Here is a 14,124-nt window from a genome sequence, read left to right on the forward strand (position 1 = left end):
CTCCGGCTCAGCCGGCCTTCTGCAGATCCGCGGTCAGGGCGGCCACGTCGCCGTTGCGGCGGGCCAGCATCGCCGCCATCTCGGCGCGTTCGCTGGCCAGCATGTTCACGCCCTCGATGATGAGGTTGAAGAACAGCACCCGGCCCGACTTGTCCGAGACATGCCATTCGATCTCCATCGGCGCACGGCCGTTCAGATAGGCCGTGGCATCCACCGCGTAATAGCTTTTCAGCGGGCGGGCGGCGCCGACCTCGACCTTGCCGCCGACGAATTCTCGGAACCGCTTGCCGTATTTGCGCCCCATATAGCCCTGGAAGGCCTGCCGGTAGGCCGCGAACTGCGCGGCGTCGATCTGGCGTGCCGCCGGCCCCAGAACCGAGCGCGCCATGATGTTCACGTCACCGTAACGTGCCAGGACCGCCTCGAACTGGCGATACATCTGCGCCGGAGGCTGGCCGGAATTGATCACGGCATAGACATCGGTCACCGCATTCCGGATCAAAGCCTGCGAGGCATTCGCGTCAAGCGCGAGGGCCGGGCGAAGGGGTAGCAGCACCGCCGCCCCGGCGATCAGCGCCAGGACCGAGCGGCGGTCACTCCGCGGCATAGGGGTCGATGAAGCCGGCCTCCTGACCGGGTTCGGCATAGGGGTCGTCATACGGGTCAAACTCGGCTCCCTCTTCTCCGACATCGTGGCGGCGGTGCATCAGATAGATCAGCCGCGTCTGTGCATAACTATCCGCACTGTCCTGCAGGACGCTATCCACTGTATCCCCGAAACGCGCCCGCTCACCGGCTTTTGAGGCGATCCGCAGCGTGTATTCCACCGCCCGGCCCGGCCACCAGTCGAGAACGAGGCCAAAGGGATCGATCAGCACGTCGACACCCTTGCCAAAGCTGTCCCGCTGGGTCGAGGGGCCCAGCACCGGCAGTTCCAGATAGGCGCCCTCGGGCACCCCCCAGACCGCCAGCGTCTCGCCGAAATCGGTATCGACCTCGGTCAGTCCCATGTGGCTTCCGGCCGGATCCAGCAAGCCCGCGATCCCCAGCGTCGAGTTCACCGCGAATCTGGAAATGTTTTTCGCCGCCGGTCCGGGGCGTCCCTGCAACAGGCTGTTGACAGCCTTGCCGGGCAGCGACAGGTTCGACCCGATGTTGATGACCAGATCCAGCGGCTTGATCCCGCCCGCATCGGTACCGGCGGGCGCCGGTTCGTCGTCTGACAAGGCAAGATCGGACACCGGCCCGACGATCTTTGCGTCCAGCGCCTTGTTGAAGGCATGGACGCGGCGGTTCTGCGCCTCGTAGGGATCGTTGATGAGAATCCCGTCCTGCATGACCGGCCGCGAGGCGCATCCCGCCAGACCCATTGTCAGGGCCAGCGACAGACAGGTGATGAGGCGGATGGGATGGCGCAAGCGAATTCCTAACCTTTTCGGCGTAAAGCGGCGCAAGGCCTTGCGTGTGCTGGCAGTCGGCGCTCAAAGGGGAATAATGGTCGGGACGCGGGGCGGCAAGCCCGGCAACATCGTGACAACAGTACGGGACGACGGCATGGGGACGAGACCGGCATGAGCAAGGCACCATTTCTTCAGGATGGCGGCGGCGAGCTGCGCCAGGCCCGCGCGGCGGGACTGCATCTGTTCGTGGCGGTCGGGCTGTTCTCGGCCGTGGTCAACCTGCTGATGCTGACCGGGCCGCTGTTCATGCTGCAGGTCTATGACCGGGTTCTGGGCTCGCAATCCGAGGAAACGCTGGTGGCGCTGTTCGTGCTGGTGGTGTTCCTGTTCCTGATGATGGGCGTGGTCGATCTGGCCCGAAATCGCGTGACCCAGCGGATCGCGGCGCGGTTCCTCGACCGGATGGAAGGCCGGGTCTTCACCGCCGCCTTGCGCGAGGGCGCGATCACCGGCGACGAATCGGCTGCCGCCGCCAGCGGCCTGCGCGACCTTGATTCGGTGCAGCGCTTCATCGGCTCGCCGGTCCTGCTGGCGCTGTTCGATCTTCCCTGGGCACCGGTGTTTCTGGCCGCGGTCTATATCTTCCACCCCTTCCTCGGCGTGGTGGCGACCGTGGGCGGTGCGATCCTGGTGGTCTCGACCATCGCGAATCGCTGGTTGACCAAGCGCCCCCTGCAACAATCCGCCATCGCCTCGACCCAGGCCCAGCGGATGGCGGATCTGTATCGTGACGAGGGCGAGGTGATCGGCGCCCTCGGGATGCGCAGCGCCACCTTCGCGCGCTGGCGCAGGGCCCGCTCGGAAGCCCAGACCAATGCCGTGCGCGGGGCGGATCTGTCGTCGGGCTTCACGGTCTTCTCGCGCAGTTTCCGGCTGTTCCTGCAAAGCGCGATGCTGGCCGCCGGGGCCTGGCTGGTCCTGCAGCAGGAACTGACCCCCGGCGCGATGATCGCGGCGTCGATCATGATGGGCCGGGCGCTGGCCCCGGTCGATCAGCTGGTCGGCGGCTGGGCCGTCGTGCAGGCCGCCCAGGACGGGTGGGAGCGGCTGTCGCGCCTGCTGTCGCGGCAACCGCCCGAGACCCAAAGGACGCCCCTGCCCCGCCCCGAAGCCCGGATCGATGTCCGGCAATTGTCGGTGGCGCCGCCGGGCCAGGGCATCGCCACCGTCCGCGGCGTCAGCTTCATGGTTCCGCCGGGACAGGCGATGGGGGTCATCGGCCCCTCGGGCGCGGGCAAGACCACGCTGGCGCGGGCATTGATCGGCGCCTGGCCGGTCGGCGCGGGCTCGATCCGCCTGGGCGGCGCCACGCTGGATCAGTTCGACCCGGATGTTCTGGGCTCGCTGATCGGCTATCTGCCGCAGCAGGTGACGCTGTTCGACGGCACCATCGCCGACAATATCGCCCGGCTTTCGCCCAGTCCCGACCCCGACCGGGTGGTCCGGGCGGCGCGGGCGGCCGCGGCGCATCAGATGATCCTCGATCTGCCTCAGGGCTATGACACGCGCATCAGCCAGACCTCGGGGCGGCTGTCGGGCGGCCAGATCCAGCGCATCGGACTGGCCCGCGCGCTCTATCCCGACCCGGTGCTGCTGGTGCTGGACGAGCCGAATTCGAATCTCGACAATCAGGGTTCCGAGGCGCTGAACGCCGCGATCCGGCGCGTCAAGGCGCAGGGCGGCGTGGTGATCATCATGGCCCACCGGCCCGCCGCCATCAATGAATGCGAATTGCTGCTGGTAATGGAACAGGGCATCCGCCGCGCCTTCGGACCCCGCGATCAGGTGCTGCAGGAGATGGTCCAGAACTCGGCCCAGATCAGGAAAGCGCAGGAAACCGGCCGCGGCGGAGGTGTAGCATGACCGAGGACAACCGCCGCGAGGGACCTGCTGCCCCCGGAGAGAAACCGGCCGCATCGCCAGACCGGCAACAGCCGCAACTGCCCCACGGGGCTGACCAGCCGGCCGTGACCGCCCGGCCGCCCGAAGCCGCCATGCCGCCGCAGCCAAGCGCGCCCCCGCCTGCCGGTCAGCCCGCGCCGGGCCAGCCTGCAGCCGCCCCCGCAGGGGCGCAGGCCGGCCGGCCGGCCGATGTGGTGAGGCGGCGCCCGACCCCTCCTGCGGCCGGCAACGTGCCGCCGCCATCGCCGCCGCCCCCGCCCAAGCCGATCCCCGTGCCCGAGGCCGGGCGCTGGTCGGTGCGCGGCTCGATGATGACCGGCTTCGTGGCGATCGCGATCCTGTTCGGCGGGTTCGGGCTCTGGGCCTGGCAAAGCCGCATCGCCGGCGCCGTCGTCGCCTCGGGACAGGTCGAGGTCGAGCAGCAACGACAGGTCGTCCAGCACCCGGATGGCGGCGTGGTCGAAAAGATCGCCGTCAAGGAAGGCGAGATGGTCGATGCCGGGCAGTTGCTGATCGGCCTCGACGGGACGCTGCTCTCGACCGAGCTTGCCATCGTCGAGGGCCAGTATTTCGAGATTCTCGCCCGGCGCGGCCGGCTCGAGGCCGAACGCTCGGATCTTGAGACCATCACCTTCCCCGAGCCTCTGGTCGAGGCGGCCCGATCGGACGAGGAACTGGTGACGCTGATCGCGGGCCAGCGCAGCCTGTTCGAAACCCGCCGCGACACGCTGCAAAGGTCGCTGGAACAGTTGCAGAAACAGTCCGAACAGGTCAGGGCCCAAGTGGTCGGCATCGACGCGCAGATCGACGCGCTGAAGCGTCAGCGCGAGTTGATCGGCGAGGAACTGGAGGATCAGCAGAGCCTGTTTGACCGCGGGCTGGCACAGGCCTCGCGCGTGCTGGCGCTGCAGCGCGAAGGCGTGCGGCTGGACGGTCAGCTGGGCGAATTGCAGGCCAGCCGGGCCGCGGCGGAAACCCGCCAGACCGAGCTGGACATCCAGCGCCTGCGGCTGGGCGCCGAGCGGCGGGAAGAGGCCGAAACCCAGCTGCGCGATCTGGGCTATCGCGAGCTGGAACTGGCCGAGCGCCGCCGCAGCCTGCGCGAACAGATCGAGCGGCTGGAAATCCGCGCCCCGGTGGCCGGCATCATCTACAACCTGCAGGTCACCACGCCCCGCTCGGTCATCCGCCCGGCCGATCCGGTGATGTATATCGTTCCGCAGGACCGGCCGCTGGTGATCGGCGCGCGCCTCGCCACCATCAATGTCGATGAGGTCAGCCCCGGCCAGCCGGTCGTGCTGCGCTTTTCGTCCTTCTCCTCGCGCACCACGCCCGAGATCGACGGCGTCCTGCAAAGGGTCTCGGCCGACGCGCTGATCGACGAGGCGACGCGGATGCCCTATTACCGGGCCGAGGTGACGATCCCGCCCGAGGAACTCGCCAAGCTGGGCGATCTGGCCCTGATCCCCGGCATGCCGGTCGAGGTCTATATCCAGACCGGCGAGCGCAGCCCGATGACCTATCTGGTGAAACCGCTGAGCGATTATTTCAACCGCGCCTTCCGCGAGAACTGAACCCCGCCGGACGGCCTTAGCCTTCGTTGCGCTTTGGCCGTCTGCGCGGCCCAAAGCGCCTGTCGGGTTGCACTTCCTGCTGCGCTGCCGCAGCCTGCCGCACGACCCGCAGAGGAGGAACCCCATGCTGAGAGCCCTGTCCCGTCCCGCCACGCGCCTGATGGAGCGCTGGCTGCCCGATGCCTTCATCTTCGTCATCATCCTGACGCTGGTCGCGGCGGTGGCGGCGATCGCCTCCGAGGGTACTTCGCCCGTCGCGCTGGTCCGGATGTGGGGCGACGGATTCTGGGCGCTGCTGCAATTCGCCATGCAGATGCTGCTGGTTCTGGTCACCGGCTTCATCCTTGCCAGTTCGCCCCCGGTGCGGCGGATCCTCGAGCGGATCGCCGGTCTGGCGCATTCCCGCGGCTCCGCGATCGTTCTGGTCACCTTGGTGTCGCTGGCCGCAAGCTGGATCAACTGGGGCTTCGGGCTGGTCGTCGGCGCCATCTTCGCCAAGGAACTGGCGCGGCAGATCCGTGTCGATTACCGGCTGCTTGTCGCCTCGGCCTATTCCGGCTTCCTGATCTGGCATGGCGGGCTGTCGGGCTCGATCCCGCTGACCATCGCCACCGAGGGACATTTCACCCAGGATCAGATCGGGGTGATCCCGACCTCGGACACCATCTTCTCGGTCTGGAACCTGATCATCGTCGCCGCGGTGGTGATCGTGCTGCCGCTGGCGAACCGGATGATGCTGCCGCTGGAATCCGAACAGGTTCTGGTCGATCCGGCGCGCCTGGGCATGGACGCGCAACGGGCGTCGCTGCCCGCCCATGCCACCCCGGCCGAGCGGCTGGAAAACAGCCCCGTTCTGATGTGGCTGGTGGGCGTGCCGGGACTGATCTGGCTGGCGCTGTATTTCGCCGGCGGCGGCGGCATCAACCTGAACGTGGTGAATTTCCTGTTCCTGTTTCTGGGCATCATCTGCCACGGCACCCCGCGCAGCCTGCTGGCGGCGCTGGACGAGGGTGTACGCGGCGGCGCCGGCATCGTCATCCAGTTCCCCTTCTATGCCGGCATCATGGCGATCATGACCCAGAGCGGCCTGGCCGCCAGCCTGTCGGAATGGTTCGTCTCGATCTCGACCGCCGAGACGCTGCCCTTCTGGAGCTTCATCAGTGCCGGGATCGTCAATATCTTCGTGCCCTCGGGCGGCGGGCAATGGGCGGTGCAGGCGCCGGTGATGCTGCCGGCCGCCGAGGCGCTTGGCGCCGATATCGCGCGGGTCTCGATGGGCGTGGCCTGGGGCGATGCCTGGACCAACCTGCTGCAGCCGTTCTGGGCCCTGCCGATGCTGGGCATCGCCGGGCTGAAGGCGCGCGACATCATGGGCTTCTGCATGGTGCTGCTGGTGATCACCGGGGTGCTGATCGGGGGGCTGCTGTATCTGCTGTAGCGGTGGGGGCTGTCTGCCCCCACACCCCCGAAGGTATTTGGAAAGAGCGCGAGGGGGCCGGTCAGGCCGCCCCTATCTCTTGCGCCGGCGCTTGCTGGCGCGCTTGATCTCGGCGAGGCGGGATTTCACCGAGATGCGGCGCGGGCCCTGGCCGCGCCTGCCCTTTTGCGGGCCGCGCGGCAGCGGCTTGCCCTCGAGCTCGATCAGTTCCAGCGTCAGGCCGCCGGTGGTCGGGATGGCCTCGGTCAGGCGCACGGTGACGCGCTGGCCGATGCCGATCTCCAGCCCGGTATCGGCGCCGATCAGCATCTGCGCCTCGGGGTCGAAGTGGAAATATTCGCGGCCGATCTCGCGGATCGGCAGCAGGCCGTCGGCGCCGGTCTCGTCCAGTTTCACGAAGGCGCCGAAGCGCTGGATACCGCTGATCCGGCCGGTCATCTCGGTGCCGACCCGGTCGGCCAGATAGGCGGCCAGATAACGGTCGGTGGTGTCGCGCTCGGCCGCCATCGAGCGGCGCTCGGTCTCGCTGATATGGGTGGCGGTGTCGGACAGGCGCGCCATGTCATCCTGACTGAGCCCGTCCTTGCCCCAGCCGTGGCCCGAGATCAGCGCACGATGCACGATCAGGTCGGAATAGCGCCGGATGGGCGAGGTGAAATGCGCGTAGCTTTTCAGCGCCAGCCCGAAATGGCCGAAGTTTTCCGGGTGGTAATAGGCCTGGGTCATCGAGCGCAGGGTGGTGATGTTGATCAGCTCGTCGAAATCGGTGCCCTCGGATTGTGCCAGCAGCCGGTTCAGCTGGCTGGTCTGCAGGACCTGCCCCTTGGCCAGAGTGAAGCCCGAGGCCTGCGCCACCTCGCGCAGCGCCTCGATCTTTTCCAGCGTCGGCTCTTCATGGACCCGGAACAGCAGCGGACGCTGCCGCCGGGTCAGTTCCTCGGCGGCGGCGACATTGGCCAGCACCATGAATTCCTCGATCAGCCGGTGGGCGTCGAAGCGGTCGCGGAAGTTCACCGATTTCACCCGGCCATCGGCGGTCAGTTCGATCCGGCGTTCGGGCAGGTCCAGATCCAGCGGCTGGCGGCGGTGGCGGGCCTGTTGCAGCAGTCCGTAGGCATGCCAGAGCGGCCGGATGACGCTGTCGATCAGCGCGGCCGTCTGGTCGTCGGGATTGCCATCCGCCGCCGCCTGCGCCTGTGCATAGGCAAGGCTGGCGCGGCTGGACATCATGCCGCGGTGGAAATTGTGGCTGATCTTGTTGCCCTGCGCGTCCAGCCGCATGCGCACCGCGATCACCGCCCGATCCACATTCTCGTGCAGCGAGCACAGATCCGCCGACAGCGCCTCGGGCAGCATCGGCACCACCCGGTCGGGGAAATAGGTCGAGTTGCCGCGCGTCCAGGCCTCGCGGTCCAGCGCCGAGCCGGGGCTGACGTAGTGGGCGACGTCCGCGATGGCGACCCAGATGGTGGCGCCGCCGTCTTCCTCGATGACCGCGGCCACGGCGTCGTCGCGGTCGCGGGCATCCGACGGATCGATGGTGATCAGCGGCAGATCGCGCAGATCCTCGCGCCCCTCCATGGTGGCGGGCTTCTGCGCCTCGGCCTCGGAGATCACCGCAGCGGGGAATTCGTCGGGGATGCCGTGCTGGTGGATGGCGATCAGGCTGACCGAGCGCGGCGCCGAGGGGTCGCCCAGCCTTTCGATGATCCGTGCCATGGGCGGGCCCAGCCGCCCCCTGGGGCCGATCTGTTCGGCCTGCACCAGTTCGCCATTCTGCGCCCCCTGCGTGGCATCCGCCCGAACCCGCCATTCGCGGTCCTGGCCCTTGTCGATGGGGATGATCCGGCCGCCCTCGGTCTCCTTGCGGAAGATGCCGGTGATGCGCTGCGGGGTGGCGGTGATGCGACGCATCAGCCGGGCCTGATACTGGTGATCCTCGCCCGTGACCTCGACCAGCCGGGCCAGGAAGCGTTCGCCCCGGCCAAGCGCGGAGTCGCTGTCACGCGGCAGATAGAGGATGCGCGGCATCGGCCCGTCGCCATGCCATTCCAGCGGGCGCGCGAACAGGTCGCCCGAACCGTCCGGGGCCAGCAGTTCCAGCACCGTCACCGGCGGCAGCTTCTCGGCGTCCAGATAGTGCCGGCGGCGGCGTTCCAGATGACCCTCGGCCTCGAGTTCCTTCAGCAGCCGCTTCAGTTCGATCCGCAGCGCGCCCTTGATGCCGAAGGCCTTGGCGATATCGCGCTTGGAATTGGCGTCGGGGTTCTCGGCCACCCAGTCCATGATCTGCTGCTTGCTGGGGAGCTGGGTCATCTTGCGGGCCTGCGGATTGGGGCGATTGCGCCGGGCATATCAGAGTTCGCGGATCATGTCCCGATGCGGGATGCCGGCATCGTCGTAAACCTCGCCCAGGGCAGCGAAGCCCAGCTTTTCGTAGAAGCCGATGGCATGGGTCTGGGCGCCCAGCTTCGCATGGGTGATGCCGGGCCGGCCGCGCAGAACATCCATCGAGGCGCGGATCAGCTGCCGGCCCAGCCCGGTGCCGCGCGCCTCGGGCAGCACGCAGACCCGGCCGATCTTGCCGATATGGCCCTGCAGCAGCAGCCGCGCGCTGCCGACCGCTTGGCCGTCCTGGAAGGCCAGCAGATGGATCGCCTGCCCGTCCAGATCGTCCATCTCGTCGGCCTCGGACACGCCCTGCTCCTCGATGAACACCCTGCGGCGCAGGGCGCGGCAGGCGGCGATATCCTCGGTCTGCTCGATCCTCATCCGCGCCTCATGTGAAAAATCTTTCCAGAATGCGCCTGTAGATGGTTTGCAGCTGCTGAATTTCGGCCACGGGCACCCGCTCATCGACCTGATGCATGAAGCGGCCGACCAGCCCGAATTCGACCACCGGGCAGTGATCCTTGACGAAACGCGCATCCGATGTGCCGCCCGAGGTCGACAGTTCCGGGTCGCGGCCGGTTTCCTCGCGCACCACGCCGCGCACCAGATCGACGAAGGGGCCGGGCTCGGTCAGGAAGGCCTCGCCCGAGATGTCGGCCTCGACCGTCAGCGTGACGCCGGTTTCCTCGCTGACGCTTTGGGCGCGTTCGGTCAGATCGCGGGTCAGCGAGGCGCCGCTGTGCAGATCGTTGAAGCGGATATTGACCACGGCCGAGGCGCGTTCGGGGATCACGTTTGAGGCCGGATTGCCGCAATCGATGCTGGTGATCTGCAACCCGGACGGGTCGAAATGCGCCGTACCCTGATCCAGCGGCGCGGCGATCAGGTCGTTCAGATAGCGGGTCAGCGCATGCAGCGGGTTCCTGGCCCGATGCGGATAGGCGGCATGGCCCTGCACCCCCTGCGCGGCAATCCGGAAGGTGACCGAGCCGCGCCGGCCGATCTTCATCATCTCGCCCATCAGTTCGGGATTCGTGGGCTCGCCGACGATGCAGACATCCATCCGCTCGCCTTTTTCGGCCATCCAGTCCAGCAGCGCGCGGGTGCCGTCGCGGCCCGGCCCCTCTTCGTCGCCGGTGATGGTCAGGATCACGGCGCCGTCGGGTGGCGTTTCGGTGACGAAATCCACCGCCGCCGCGACGAAGGCCGCGACGCCCGACTTCATGTCGGTCGCGCCCCGACCCCAGATCGTGCCATCCTCAACATGGCCGCTGAAGGGCGGATGCGTCCAGGATCCCAAATCGCCCGGCGGCACCACGTCGGTATGGCCGTTGAAGCCAAAGCTGCGCGCGCCCCGCGCCCCCCAGCGGGCAAACAGGTTCGGCGTACCGTTGCGGTCCACGCGATGCACCTCGAAGCCCGCGTCTTTCAGCAGATCGGCCAGCAGCACCAGCGCGCCGGCCTCTTCGGGGGTGACCGAGGGGCAGCGGATCAGGCGGACGGTCAGGTCGGCGGCGTCGGTCATCTCAGTCCCATGATGCAAAGGCCCGGCGGATCAGGTTCCCGCCGCTCAGCACCAGCAGGATCAGGGTCCAGCGCCGAAACTGCACCACATCCAGCCGGTCCTGCAAGGCAAAGCCCGCCATCATGCCGGCAAAGGCCGGGATGCACAGCACTGCGGACAGGGGCAGGGTCTGCGCGTTCAGCACACCGGTGGTCAGATGCGCCACGGTCATCGTCACCGCCCCCAAGAGGAAGACCACGCCCTGGATGCGCACCTGTTCGCGCTTTTCGACGCCCAGCGACAGCAAGAGCACGATCAGCGGCGGCCCCCAGATGCCCGAAATCCCGCCATAGAGCCCGCCGATGATGCCGGTCACGATCTCGGCCCGGCGGCGGTGATGCAGCGGCAGGGCCAGCGGCCGCCCGGACAGTTGCCACAGGGCGAAGCCGACGATCGGTACCCCCAGCAGCGCGAACATCAGGCTTTTCGGGATGCCGCGGGCGAAACTGGCCGAGACGCAGATGAAGATCAGCACCATCCCGATATGCCAGCGGAAACGGACGACCGAGCGCCAGGCTTCGGCCGGGCCCTGCCGGCCGGCCTGCTGGATATTGGTCACCAGCGTCGGCAGGATCAGCGCCGCCAGCGCCGTCGTCGGCGACATGATTGAGCCAAAGGCTGACATGGTGATGATCGGCATGGCAAAGCCGATCGCGCCCTTCACGAAACCCGCGAAGGCGGTCACGGCCATCGCCGTCCAGAATTGCCATGTCTCCAGCCCGAACATGGCGGCGACGCTAGCCGCGCCACGAGGGAATGGAAATCCCGCTTCTTCTTCAACCAAATATCCCGGCGCCACGGTTTGGCAGGTGAGACATTTTAGGTCGCAAACAGCCTTTGATGCGCATTATAGTTGCGCTGCATCTGCGAAAGGCCTAGCTATGCTGCGATGCCGAAAGAGGACGAATCGATGAAAGACATGCCGCAGGAAACCCAAGCCGTTCTGTCCGAGATCGAGGATCTGCAGAGCCGCGCGACCGAGGCCCTGCGGGCCATGGTCGCGCCCGAAGGCAAGGTCGATGCGGCTCTGCTGGAACAGCATCAGCACGCCGCCCATGCGCTGTCCTGGCTGGCCACCTATGTCGAGGCGCTGAAACAGCTCTCCGCCTGGTCCGACCGCGTCTCGGGCGAGATCGAGGGGCTGATCGCGCAGATCGGCTTTGGCGAATATCTGACCCAGATCGCCGGCGGCATCCTGATGAGCCAGAACGAATTCGCCCGGCTTTCGGATCTGGGCATCGACTGGCAGCCCTCGCAGGCGGCGCGGGGCCTGATGTCCGGCAACAACCCGCAGGCGCGCGCCCGGCTGGCCGAACTGATCGCCGACAATCAGGGCAGCGCCACCTTCGGCGCCACCGGGCTGGACGAGGATCTGGAGATGATCCGTGACCAGTTCCGCCGCTGGGCCGACGACAAGGTCGTGCCCCACGCCCATGAATGGCACCTGAAGGACCAGCTGATCCCGATCGAGATCATCGAGGAACTGTCCGAACTGGGCGTCTTCGGCCTGACCATCCCCGAGGAACTGGGCGGCCTCGGCATGTCCAAGGCGGCGATGGTCGTCGTCTCCGAGGAACTGTCGCGCGGCTATATCGGCGTCGGCAGTCTTGGCACCCGCAGCGAGATCGCGGCGGAACTGATCATCGGCGGCGGCACGGATGAGCAGAAGGAACACTGGCTGCCAAAGCTGGCCAGCGGCGAGATCCTGCCCACCGCCGTCTTCACCGAACCCAATACCGGCAGCGATCTGGGCAGCCTGCGCACCCGGGCGGTGAAGGATGGCGACAACTGGAAGGTGACCGGCAACAAGACCTGGATCACCCATGCCGCCCGCACCCATGTGATGACCCTGCTGGCCCGCACCGATCCCGACACCAGCGACTATCGCGGCCTGTCGATGTTCCTGGCCGAGAAGACCCCGGGAGACGATGCCGACCCCTTCCCCACCCCCGGCATGACCGGCGGCGAGATCGAGGTGCTGGGTTATCGCGGCATGAAGGAATACGAACTTGGCTTCGACGGCTTCGAGGTGAAGGGCGAGAACCTGCTGGGCGGGGTCACCGGGCAGGGCTTCAAGCAACTGATGCAGACCTTCGAATCGGCCCGCATCCAGACCGCCGCCCGCGCCATCGGCGTGGCCCAGAACGCGCTGGAACTGGGGCTGCAATACGCGCTGGACCGCAAGCAGTTCGGCCAGCCGCTGGTCCGGTTCCCGCGCGTCGCCGACAAGCTGGCGATGATGGCGGTCGAGATCATGATCGCCCGCCAGCTGACCTATTTCAGCGCCTGGGAAAAGGATCACGGCCATCGCTGCGACCTCGAGGCCGGCATGGCCAAGCTTCTGGGCGCACGCATTGCCTGGGCCTGCGCCGACAATGCGCTGCAGATCCATGGTGGCAACGGCTTCGCGCTGGAATACCAGATCAGCCGGGTCCTGTGCGACGCCCGCATCCTCAACATCTTCGAGGGTGCGGCCGAGATTCAGGCGCAGGTGATCGCGCGGCGGCTGTTGGGCTAGGTCAAACTGGGCTACATTGCTGGAACCAAAGCGGATTCACCGCGTTTCCATCCGTTGTTTGCCCAAGGAGATTGATCATGCCCCGCCCATCACGCCTCGGAATAGCCGGCGCAATGACCGTTGCCGGCCTGGCACTGGCCGCCTGTGAACCGACAACCACCGTGGTCGACGGAGAGGATCGGGGCTTCATTCCCGGCGGGAACTATGTGCTGGTCGGAATGGACGGGGCCGCGGTGCCGCTGCGCAACGTCACGCTGCTGGTCGAGGAGCAGCGGGTCTCGGGGCAAGGTCCGTGCAACAGCTATTCGGCGGCCAATAATGCCGAACTGCCTGCCGTCGCCCTGTCGCCGATCATCTCGACCAAGATGGCCTGCAAGGATCTGAAGCTGGAGAACCGTTACCTCTCGGTGCTGCAGCAGGCGACCGAGATGGAATTCTTTGGCGGCGTGCTGAAGGTCAAGTCGCCCTCGACCTGGCTGGTCTTTGAGCATGGTGTCCGCGCCAGCAGCGTCAGCGCGCTTGAGCAGGCGCGCGGCACCCAGTAGCGATCAGCCCTCGGCCGTCTCCAGACGCCGCAGCAGCCGCCCGCGGGCGGCTGGCAGCGGCCGGCCGACCAGTTGCGCCGCAAGCCGCGTTTCCAGGAAATGCCCGGTAATGGCCAGCCCTTCGGCCAGCCCCCTGCCACGGTTGTCGCCCGCGCCCCCCATCAATGCCGGCAGGGGCAGCAAGCGGTCGGCCCATTCGCCGGCCCCGGCCCGGCTGACCGCGCGCCCCGAGCGCGGGCTGACATAGGCCAGTCCCTCACGCGCGCCGGTGACGGCGCAGGACGACAGGTCAAGCCCGAAACCCATCTCGTCCAGCAGCCGCATTTCCCAAGCCAGATAGTGCTCGGCCCAGTCGCCGCCCGCCTCCATGGCGTCCAGCAGGGTCTCGGTCATGGCGACCAGCGCCGGATGCGGGTCGCGTTCGGGCAGCGCAAAGACCAGCAGCGCGCAGACCGCGTTCAGCCCGGCCAGCGCCAGCGGGTCGCCCAGCAGCCCGGCGCGCAGCCGGACCGGTTCGGCGCTGAAATGGCCCAGTTGCTCGTCGCTGCGCGCCCGCCAGCGCAGGTCCAGCCGTGACCCCGGCTGCAACATCGCCGCCCGCTTGCGCGAGGCCCCGCCCGGCACCAGCCCGGCATGGCGGCCGTGCCGGGCCGTCAGCACGTCGATGATCACCGCCGTCTCGCCATGCGGGCGGCGCGCGATCACCGTGCCTTCGGCCTGCCACTCCATCGC

General features: G+C 67.6%; 12 protein-coding genes. 5 read left to right on the top strand and 7 right to left on the bottom strand.

Features of this window, described 5'->3' with window-relative positions; translation table 11 throughout:
* Nucleotides 1–7: 7 nt before the first annotated feature.
* Both KNW02_RS05640 and KNW02_RS05645 read right to left on the bottom strand, forming a co-directional pair.
* The gene (locus KNW02_RS05640; RefSeq protein WP_216032297.1) at nt 8–607 is read right to left on the bottom strand and encodes an MlaC/ttg2D family ABC transporter substrate-binding protein; all 600 of its coding nucleotides are present in this window, start codon (nt 605–607) and stop codon (nt 8–10) included.
* Nucleotides 594–1,418 (bottom strand): MlaA family lipoprotein, encoded by an 825-nt coding sequence (locus KNW02_RS05645; protein ID WP_252733466.1) that lies wholly within the window; start codon nt 1,416–1,418, stop codon nt 594–596. The genes KNW02_RS05640 and KNW02_RS05645 overlap by 14 nt, the downstream gene beginning before the upstream one ends.
* A 153-nt stretch (nt 1,419–1,571) precedes the next feature.
* Here KNW02_RS05645 and KNW02_RS05650 point away from each other — a divergent pair, with 153 nt between their 5' ends.
* The 3 genes from KNW02_RS05650 (at nt 1,572) to KNW02_RS05660 (ending at nt 6,374) form a co-directional block, all read left to right on the top strand.
* A complete protein-coding gene (locus KNW02_RS05650) occupies nt 1,572–3,323 on the top strand; it encodes a type I secretion system permease/ATPase (protein WP_216032298.1) in 1,752 nt (583 codons plus the stop codon).
* Between the two features lie 347 nt (nt 3,324–3,670).
* The gene (locus KNW02_RS05655; protein WP_252733477.1) at nt 3,671–4,936 is read left to right on the top strand and encodes an HlyD family type I secretion periplasmic adaptor subunit; all 1,266 of its coding nucleotides are present in this window, start codon (nt 3,671–3,673) and stop codon (nt 4,934–4,936) included.
* Nucleotides 4,937–5,060: 124 nt separating this feature from the next.
* On the top strand, nt 5,061–6,374 hold the full coding sequence (locus KNW02_RS05660; RefSeq protein WP_216032299.1) for a short-chain fatty acid transporter: 1,314 nt from the start codon (nt 5,061–5,063) through the stop codon (nt 6,372–6,374).
* 72 nt (nt 6,375–6,446) lie between these two features.
* Here KNW02_RS05660 and rnr read toward each other — a convergent pair whose 3' ends face one another.
* From rnr to KNW02_RS05680, 4 genes are read right to left on the bottom strand one after another with little or no spacing between them, the layout of a single operon-like run.
* Complete coding sequence (rnr, locus tag KNW02_RS05665) at nt 6,447–8,690, bottom strand: ribonuclease R (protein ID WP_216032300.1); 2,244 nt, start codon at nt 8,688–8,690, stop codon at nt 6,447–6,449.
* Between the two features lie 39 nt (nt 8,691–8,729).
* Nucleotides 8,730–9,146: a GNAT family N-acetyltransferase gene (locus KNW02_RS05670; RefSeq protein WP_216032301.1), complete on the bottom strand. Its 417-nt coding sequence runs from the start codon at nt 9,144–9,146 to the stop codon at nt 8,730–8,732.
* A 7-nt stretch (nt 9,147–9,153) separates the two neighbouring features.
* Nucleotides 9,154–10,290, bottom strand: coding sequence for a succinyl-diaminopimelate desuccinylase (gene dapE / locus KNW02_RS05675; RefSeq protein WP_216032302.1), 1,137 nt, complete (start codon nt 10,288–10,290; stop codon nt 9,154–9,156).
* A 1-nt stretch (nt 10,291) separates the two neighbouring features.
* Complete coding sequence (locus KNW02_RS05680) at nt 10,292–11,056, bottom strand: sulfite exporter TauE/SafE family protein (RefSeq protein ID WP_216032303.1); 765 nt, start codon at nt 11,054–11,056, stop codon at nt 10,292–10,294.
* A 162-nt stretch (nt 11,057–11,218) separates the two neighbouring features.
* On the opposite strand from KNW02_RS05680, the gene KNW02_RS05685 reads away from it, so the two are divergent.
* Nucleotides 11,219–12,847 (top strand): acyl-CoA dehydrogenase family protein, encoded by a 1,629-nt coding sequence (locus KNW02_RS05685; protein ID WP_431356740.1) that lies wholly within the window; start codon nt 11,219–11,221, stop codon nt 12,845–12,847.
* Nucleotides 12,848–12,960: 113 nt separating this feature from the next.
* Nucleotides 12,961–13,392: an META domain-containing protein gene (locus KNW02_RS05690; protein ID WP_216032305.1), complete on the top strand. Its 432-nt coding sequence runs from the start codon at nt 12,961–12,963 to the stop codon at nt 13,390–13,392.
* Between the two features lie 3 nt (nt 13,393–13,395).
* On the opposite strand, the gene recO is transcribed toward KNW02_RS05690, so the two are convergent.
* A complete protein-coding gene (gene recO, locus KNW02_RS05695; RefSeq protein WP_216032306.1) occupies nt 13,396–14,121 on the bottom strand; it encodes a DNA repair protein RecO in 726 nt (241 codons plus the stop codon).
* Nucleotides 14,122–14,124 lie beyond the last annotated feature (3 nt).

The sequence above is a fragment of the Paracoccus marinaquae genome, from assembly GCF_018860165.1.
GTDB lineage: Bacteria > Pseudomonadota > Alphaproteobacteria > Rhodobacterales > Rhodobacteraceae > Paracoccus > Paracoccus marinaquae.

Excerpts from the sequence above, each read along its gene's own strand:
- KNW02_RS05640 (WP_216032297.1), bottom strand. The coding sequence starts at position 607 with ATGCCGCGGAGTGACCGCCGCTCGGTCCTGGCGCTGATCGCCGGGGCG.
- KNW02_RS05650 (WP_216032298.1), top strand. The coding sequence starts at position 1,572 with ATGAGCAAGGCACCATTTCTTCAGGATGGCGGCGGCGAGCTGCGCCAG.
- KNW02_RS05655 (WP_252733477.1), top strand. The coding sequence starts at position 3,671 with ATGATGACCGGCTTCGTGGCGATCGCGATCCTGTTCGGCGGGTTCGGG.
- KNW02_RS05660 (WP_216032299.1), top strand. The coding sequence starts at position 5,061 with ATGCTGAGAGCCCTGTCCCGTCCCGCCACGCGCCTGATGGAGCGCTGG.
- rnr (WP_216032300.1), bottom strand. The coding sequence starts at position 8,690 with ATGACCCAGCTCCCCAGCAAGCAGCAGATCATGGACTGGGTGGCCGAG.
- KNW02_RS05670 (WP_216032301.1), bottom strand. The coding sequence starts at position 9,146 with ATGAGGATCGAGCAGACCGAGGATATCGCCGCCTGCCGCGCCCTGCGC.
- dapE (WP_216032302.1), bottom strand. The coding sequence starts at position 10,290 with ATGACCGACGCCGCCGACCTGACCGTCCGCCTGATCCGCTGCCCCTCG.
- KNW02_RS05680 (WP_216032303.1), bottom strand. The coding sequence starts at position 11,056 with ATGTTCGGGCTGGAGACATGGCAATTCTGGACGGCGATGGCCGTGACC.
- KNW02_RS05685 (WP_431356740.1), top strand. The coding sequence starts at position 11,219 with ATGCCGAAAGAGGACGAATCGATGAAAGACATGCCGCAGGAAACCCAA.
- KNW02_RS05690 (WP_216032305.1), top strand. The coding sequence starts at position 12,961 with ATGACCGTTGCCGGCCTGGCACTGGCCGCCTGTGAACCGACAACCACC.
- recO (WP_216032306.1), bottom strand. The coding sequence starts at position 14,121 with ATGGAGTGGCAGGCCGAAGGCACGGTGATCGCGCGCCGCCCGCATGGC.